The organism is Streptomyces sp. BV286 (assembly GCF_019090165.1).
Taxonomy (GTDB): Bacteria; Actinomycetota; Actinomycetes; order Streptomycetales; family Streptomycetaceae; genus Streptomyces.
Genome location: NZ_JAHRIB010000093.1, coordinates 22,917 through 29,689 on the forward strand (window position 1 = coordinate 22,917; position 6,773 = coordinate 29,689).

6 protein-coding genes and 1 pseudogene are annotated in these 6,773 nt (G+C 71.9%); 3 read left to right on the forward strand and 4 right to left on the reverse strand.

The genetic code is table 11. The features are described 5' to 3' along the window. Window positions 1-13: 13 nt before the first annotated feature. On the reverse strand, window positions 14-388 hold the full coding sequence (locus tag KUF83_RS12645) for an STAS domain-containing protein (protein WP_217454746.1): 375 nt from the start codon (window positions 386-388) through the stop codon (window positions 14-16). Between the two features lie 413 nt (window positions 389-801). Here KUF83_RS12645 and KUF83_RS12650 point away from each other — a divergent pair, with 413 nt between their 5' ends. Together KUF83_RS12650 and KUF83_RS12655 are read left to right on the forward strand one after the other, a co-directional pair. Continuing rightward, window positions 802-1,377, forward strand: coding sequence for a sigma-70 family RNA polymerase sigma factor (locus KUF83_RS12650; RefSeq protein WP_217454747.1), 576 nt, complete (start codon window positions 802-804; stop codon window positions 1,375-1,377). Next, a complete protein-coding gene (locus tag KUF83_RS12655) occupies window positions 1,374-2,774 on the forward strand; it encodes a zf-HC2 domain-containing protein (RefSeq protein WP_217454748.1) in 1,401 nt (466 codons plus the stop codon). The genes KUF83_RS12650 and KUF83_RS12655 overlap by 4 nt, the downstream gene beginning before the upstream one ends. A 373-nt stretch (window positions 2,775-3,147) precedes the next feature. Here KUF83_RS12655 and purU read toward each other — a convergent pair whose 3' ends face one another. Together purU and KUF83_RS12665 are read right to left on the reverse strand one after the other, a co-directional pair. Further along, window positions 3,148-4,014: a formyltetrahydrofolate deformylase gene (purU, locus tag KUF83_RS12660; protein ID WP_217454749.1), complete on the reverse strand. Its 867-nt coding sequence runs from the start codon at window positions 4,012-4,014 to the stop codon at window positions 3,148-3,150. 151 nt (window positions 4,015-4,165) lie between these two features. Then, a complete protein-coding gene (locus KUF83_RS12665) occupies window positions 4,166-4,666 on the reverse strand; it encodes a hypothetical protein (protein WP_217454750.1) in 501 nt (166 codons plus the stop codon). A gap of 117 nt (window positions 4,667-4,783) precedes the next feature. On the opposite strand from KUF83_RS12665, the gene KUF83_RS12670 reads away from it, so the two are divergent. Then, a complete protein-coding gene (locus KUF83_RS12670) occupies window positions 4,784-6,079 on the forward strand; it encodes an ABC transporter substrate-binding protein (RefSeq protein WP_217454751.1) in 1,296 nt (431 codons plus the stop codon). Window positions 6,080-6,181: 102 nt separating this feature from the next. Here KUF83_RS12670 and KUF83_RS12675 read toward each other — a convergent pair. Next, window positions 6,182-6,773, reverse strand: a pseudogene (locus KUF83_RS12675) (hypothetical protein); the annotation flags it as partial.

The window sequence follows — 6,773 nt, forward strand, 5'->3', positions numbered from 1 at the left end:
TGTGCGACGGGAATCACGCGGACAGCGAGCTCGACTCGTCGTCGACGGCGGCATCGACGTCGGGGTACACGTCGAAGAGGCGGCGCACACCGAGGGCGCCGAGAACCCGGTTGACGTGGGAGCCGTCCACCGCGCCCTGCGCGGGCAGGATCAGCCGCAGGCGTCCCTGGCAGGAGCGGATCAGGCGGCGGGTGGCGATCAGGACGCCGACGCCGCTGGAGTCGCAGAACAGGACCTCGGACAGGTCGAGGACGACGTCCCGCCGTCCGTCGGCCACCGCCTCGTGCATCCGTTGCCGCAGCACCGGTGATGTCACGAGATCCATCTCGCCCGAGACCCGCACCACGGCCCAGCCGCGCTCCTCGCCTTCGGTCACCCTGAGCGTCACGCGTCTGTCCCTCGCTCGACGATGTCGGACCCGGACGGCCCGACACGGCCGGACCCGGAGACGGAAGCGGAGGGCCTTCCTTCGCTTCCCTGGAGCGTGGCTGCCCCACCCTCACTCCATGAAACACGGAATGCCGAACCGAAGCGTCCTCCAGAAGGCCTGTTTCGGTCGGGACCGCTCCCGACCGATCGGGCCTGATCAGGACAAGTCCGGATAGACGTACGCACAGCGTGAGGACGTGCGCGCACAGTGTGATCAGGGCACTACCATCCATGCCCTCTCCAGGGGCGCGCATTGCCACAAAGGGGCGTGCGTCGCCCGAGGTGCCGACTACATTCGGGAGGAGGCCGGAGAGGAGAATCCGGCGGACACAGGGACAGGCGCAGGGGACGAGCAAGGGGTGAGGGGGCCGCATGGCCAGGAAGGACGCGCCGCCCCGCTGGGACCGCAAGATGCAGCAGCGGCTCGCGCGTGGGGAGGCCGCCGCGCTCGGTGAGCTCTACGACCGTTTCGCTTCGCTCGTGCACGGTCTCGCCCATCGCGTGCTCGGGGACGAGCGCGCGGCCGACGGCATCACCCGCGAGGTCTTCGCCCACGTCTGGGAGAACCCCGAGTCGTACGACCCCAAGCAGGGCCCCCTGCGTTCCTGGGTCGCCACGCTGACCCACCGCCTCGCCGTACAGCTCCTGCGCACCACCGAGACGGCCGCACTCGCCCTCGGCGGAAGCACGGAGGAGCTGGAACACAAGGTCCGCCGCGCCTCGGTGGCCGCCCGCGCCGACTACATCGTCACGTCCATGCCCACGCCGCTGCGGGCCGCCCTGGACCTCGCCTACTTCCAGCGCCGCGACTACCGCCAGACCGCCGCCGACCTGGGTGTCACCGAGGACGAGGCCCGCCGACGCCTGCGCCTGGGCCTCCAACTGCTGTCCACGGCCCACGACACCGGCCCTCCGGGGACACCCCCTGGTCACGGAGGTGCCCGGTGAACAGCGCCGACCCCTTCGGGGCGTACGACCGGGACGGCTTCGGCGAGCGGCCGGACCCGCGGGAGGACGACGGCCGGGCGGGCCCCCACGACAACACACCGCCGGGGCCGGACCGCACCCCCGGCGGCCCGCAAGGCCCCGCGACCCCGCGGGGCGGGAGCGGCGGCGACCCCGGCGAACCGCCGCGCATACCCATGCCACGCGCCTCCGTCGAGGACACGGGCCTGCCCCTGCCGGCCCACTCCCCCACGCCTCTCGTCCTCGAACACCGGGTCCTGAAGGCCCTGCTCGGCGCCTGGGCCCTGGCGGCCTGCTCCCCGGAGGAGACGACCGCCGTCGAGGACCACCTGGGCGACTGCGGTGCCTGCGCGGACGAGGCCCTGCGCCTGCGCGAGGCGGTGGGCCTGCTGCACCCGCCGGAGAGCCTCGACCTGGACCCGACCCTGCGCACCCGGGTGCTGGAGGGCTGCCTGGGCCGCCGCCCACCCCGGATTCCGGTCCCCTCCTGGGCGACTCCGTACGACGCGGAGACGGCCCGGCTCGACGCCCTGCTCCAGGACATCGGCGACGCGGAGTGGCACGCCCCGGTGCGGCTGCGCTGGTTCGAGGGCGACGAACCGACGAGCCGGCGCACCACCGTCGCCGGGGTGATCGCCCACCTGCTGACCGTGGACGGCCTCGTCGCCCTCGCCCTGGGCCTGGACGACCCCCTGGAAACCGCCGCGGACCCGCCCACGCCGTCGGCCCGCACCGAGGCGTTCTGGCGTGCCGCCCACTTCCCGCCCACCCGTTCCGTACGCGGCCCGTGGCGCGAGCAGGCCCACAACCTCGTCCGTACGGTGGCGTTCACGGCCGGGGGCGCCTCCCGCCCGGGCGAGGACGGACGGGGCGGCTCCGGCGGGCTGCCCGTCCCGTACGGCGACTTCGAACTCCCCCTGCGGGACTCGATGCTGGACCGCGCCTTCGAGACCTGGGTCCACGCGGGAGACATCGCGGACGCGGTCGACTACCCCTACGAGCCGCCCTCGCCCCGCAATCTGCACGCGATGATCGACCTGGGCGCCCGGATGCTCCCCATGGCCCTGGCCGCCCGCCGCCAGGCAGGTCTCGCGACCCCCGGCCCGACCCGTCACCTGGTCCCGGCCGGCACCCCCGGCCGCTGTCTGCGCCTGGAGATCGAAGGGCTGGGCGGCGGCGAGTGGTTCATCCCCCTCGACTCACCCGGCGCGTCGGCCTCCCCCGACCACGAGGTGGCCCACGTGGCCCTGGACGGCGTCGAGTTCTGCCAGCTGGCAGCGGGCCACGTCTCCCCTCAGGAGGCGGCGGCGGGCCAGGTAGGAGACCGGAAGGCAATCAGCGACGTCCTCTTCGCGGCAGCGTCACTGAGCCGCATGTAACGACGACCGAAACCCGCACCCAGCCCCGCAACCACCGAACAACGGGAGCGCCCGAGCCGATCGATACGCGACCCGCACCCGCAGGACGGCGAGAGGGGACGATCCGGTGCACAACCCGCACCCGCGGGACGGCGGAAGCGCCCGAGCCGATCGATACGCGACCCGCACCCGCAGGACGGCGGGAGGGGCCGTGCCGGTACGCCGAAGGTCCGCCGCATAGGGCTCCTCCAGGAAACGGCTCCGTGCAGGTCTGCGGCCGTACACCCGGCAGCGGCGGACCCGGCGTACCGGCACGGCCCCGCCACCACCGCACACGAACAACCGGCGCCGCACGCAAAACGGCGCCGCACAGCAAACGACCCGACGCGCAACCTCAGTCGAAGACGACGGTCCGCCGCCCGTTGAGCAGGATCCGCCGCTCCGCGTGCCACTTCACGGCCCGGGCCAGCGCCTGGCACTCCACGTCACGCCCCACGGCAACCAGCTGCTCGGGGGTGACCTGGTGCTTCACCCGCTCGACCTCCTGCTCGATGATCGGCCCCTCGTCGAGGTCGGCCGTCACGTAGTGCGCGGTGGCACCGATCAGCTTCACTCCACGCGCGTGCGCCTGGTGGTACGGCTTCGCGCCCTTGAAGCTGGGCAGGAACGAGTGGTGGATGTTGATGATCCGGCCGCTCAGCTGCTTGCAGAGGTCGTCGGAGAGCACCTGCATGTACCGCGCCAGCACCACCAGTTCGACGTCCAGCTCCCGCACCAGCTCCAGCACCCGCGCCTCGGCCTGCGGCTTGTTGTCCTTGGTGACGGGAATGTGGTGGAACGGCACGTGGTGCGAAGCCACGAGCTCAGCGAAGTCCGTGTGATTGGACACCACGGCCGCGATCTCGACCGGCAACGCCCCGCTGCGCGCCCGGAACAGCAGATCGTTCAGGCAGTGCCCGAACCGGCTGACCATCAGCACGACCCGCATCTTGTCCTCGGCTCGGTTGATCTGCCAGTCCATGTGGAAGGAGTCACCGATCGCCGCGAAGCTCGCGCGCAGCTTGTCCACCGTCACCGGCGGCTCCGCCGAGAAGTGGACCCGCATGAAGAACAGGCCCGTGTCGTGGTCACCGAACTGCTGACTGTCCTCGATGTTGCACCCGGTCATGAAGAGGTAACTCGACACGGCGTGCACGATGCCCTGCTTGTCGGGGCAGGAAAGCGTGAGGACGTACTGCTCGGGCGCGGACTGCTCGTTCATGCCCGCCAGGGTCCCATATCCCAGAACGCCGACGAGCACGCGTCCCGCGTGCCGGACGGCCACCCATCAGGCGCGCGGCCCCCGCGCCGGCCCCGAACCCCGACCCCCACCCCCGACCCCGACCCCGCGGCACCTCACCCGCCGAACGGCCTCAGGCCGACCGCGTCATGATCCGCAGCACCTCAAGAGTGCGCGGCGGGGCGTCGGGGTCCTCCCCGTCGCTCACGGCCATCCGCACGTGCGCGTCCCGGGCGGCCCGCACGGCCTCAGGCCAGCCCTGGTGATCGAGATAGACGGAGACGGCGGCGTCGGGACCGACCTGGTGCATGATCCGCAGCACCCGCAGCACGGCGGAGTCGACGAGCGCCGCCTCCTGCGAGTCCCGGAAGATCGTCCCGACGTATTTCTCGGCGGACCAGTTGTCCAGCCAGGTGTCCTCGACGAGGCGGTAGACGGCGTCGGTCACATCCCCGTACCCGTCGGCCCCCGCGAGCCATATACCCCGCTGGAAGTCGGTGTCGGAAAGCATGTGCAGCGCGGAGCGCACATTGCTGCGCCAGCGCCACCACGGCATGTCGTTCAGTGGCATGCCGCCCATGGTGGATGAGCGACGCCCGCGACGGGAAGAGTTCTCCGAACCTTGCACGGTCACCGATCGTACGTTCCGGCCCGGACGGCCCGCCCCGCACCCCGCTGTTCACCTGCCTGTCACCGGGCGTTGACCAAGGGTCACACCGGCCGTCGCGGTGTGACGGAATCGTGCGTGTCCATGACCGGTCGGCGACGCATCCGCACCTTCCTCCCCGCCCGCCCACGTCCCGCGAAGGCCAGAGTGCTGTCCGCGGGCGCGCTGGCGGCGTGTGCGTCGATAGCCGTCGGGTGCGGTGTCGTCCCCGGAACCACGGGGGGTTCCGGGGGCGACACCGTCACCGTCATGACGTGGGCGCCGGAGAAGACCAAGGCGACCAACAAGCCCGGAATGCCCGCCATGGCACGTGCCTACGCGCGCTGGATCAACGCTCAGGGCGGCATCAACGGCCGCCGCCTCGAGGTCCTCACCTGCAACGACCACAACGACACGGTGGCCGCCGCGAGCTGCGCCCGCCGCGCGGTCGAGGAGAACGTCGTCGCGGTCGTCGGCTCCTACAGCCAGCACGCCCGCTCCTTCTTCTCCCCGCTGGAGGCGGCCGGCATCCCGTATCTGGGTGGGTACGGCGTCACGGACGACGAGTTCACCAGCCCGCTCTCCTACCCCGTCAACGGCGGCCAGCCCTCCCTGCTGGCCGGCCTCGGCCAGCAGCTCGCCAGGACCTGCGGCCCGGTCACGCTCGTACGCCCCGACACCGTCGCCGGCGACGAGCTGCCCGTGCTGCTCGACTCCGGGCTGACCTCGGGCGGCCACCCGGTCTCCGTCGACCAGCGGGCCGCCGAGGACGCCTCCGAGTACGCGGGGCACGCCCAGCGGGCCCTGCGGCGGGTGTCGGCGAATCCACTGGAGGAGGGGTGTGTGGTGCCCGCGCTCGGCGACCGCACGAACACCTTCATGGACTCGTTCCGGCGGGCCCGCGAGGACTATCCGACGGTGCACACCGCTTCGGTGCTGGGCAGCGTCGACCAGTCGATGATCGACGCGACGGGCCGTACGTACGAGGGCTCGTACGTCACCGGCTGGTATCCGGCGTCGAGCGACAAGCGGTGGAAGCCGATGCGCGAGGTCATCCGGAAGGAGGCCTTCGGCGACAACCGGATCGACGTCGCCGACCCCGGCGTGCAGACGACGTGGGTCGCGTACACGGCGCTGCGCAAGGCCGTCGAGTCGCTCGGCGACGGCGAGGTGTCCTCACGGACGCTGCGGCGCACGCTCGACGAGGGGCTGAAGATCGACACGGGTGGTCTGACGCCGACCCTGAGCTGGAGCTTCCAGGACCTGATCGGGGCGAGCGGCTTCCCGCGGCTGGTGAACTCGGACGTGACGTTCCAGGTGGTGCGCGAAGGCCGGCTGGTCACGGAACGCAAGGGCTTCGTGAACGTGTCGAAGGTGCTGGAGAAGACCGGAGCGTCCTGATCACGGCCGGCCTGTGGCCAGAGCCGGCCGGTGGTCAGAACCGGCCGGTGGTCAGAACCGGCCGGTGGCCAGAGTCGGCCCGTGGTCAGAACCGGCCGGTGGTCAGAGCTGGCCGGGCTGGCGCTCCGTCAGTCCGTACGTCTGGGCGATGGAGTTCCACAGCTGGGCGGCCTTGGCCTTCTGGGTGGTCGCGGTGCCGCTCTCGCGGTTGCCCGCGGCGGTCTGGGCCGTGGAGCGGGCCTGACCCTTGCGGCAGCCCTTCTTGCCCGCGACCTGGTCGGCCCACGCCGCGTAGTGGGTGTCGGCCGACGCGGAGGCCTTCCAGGCGCTGTTGAGCGCGGCGGTGAGCTGCGTGTGGTTCTTGAGCTTGTCGACGGAGAGGTCCGCGAGACGCGTGACCAGGCCGTTGCGCTGCTCGGCGGCGTTGCGCAGGTCGGTGGCGGCCTGGCCGAGGTTGGTGCACCTGCGGACGCTGTCGACGGCCTTGACCACGGAGTCGCGGCTGTTGCCGCTGTCCGCGAGGAGCTTGTCCAGGGCCGCGGCCTGCTTCTCGGCCGGACCGGCAGACGCGGAGGCGGAGCCGTCCGTGGCGGGCGCGGTCGCCGCCACCGTCGTGTTCTCGTCGCCCTTGCCGTCGCCTCCGCCACCGCCGCTGAGCAGGGCTCCGGCGCCGATGCCGAGCACGGCTATGCCC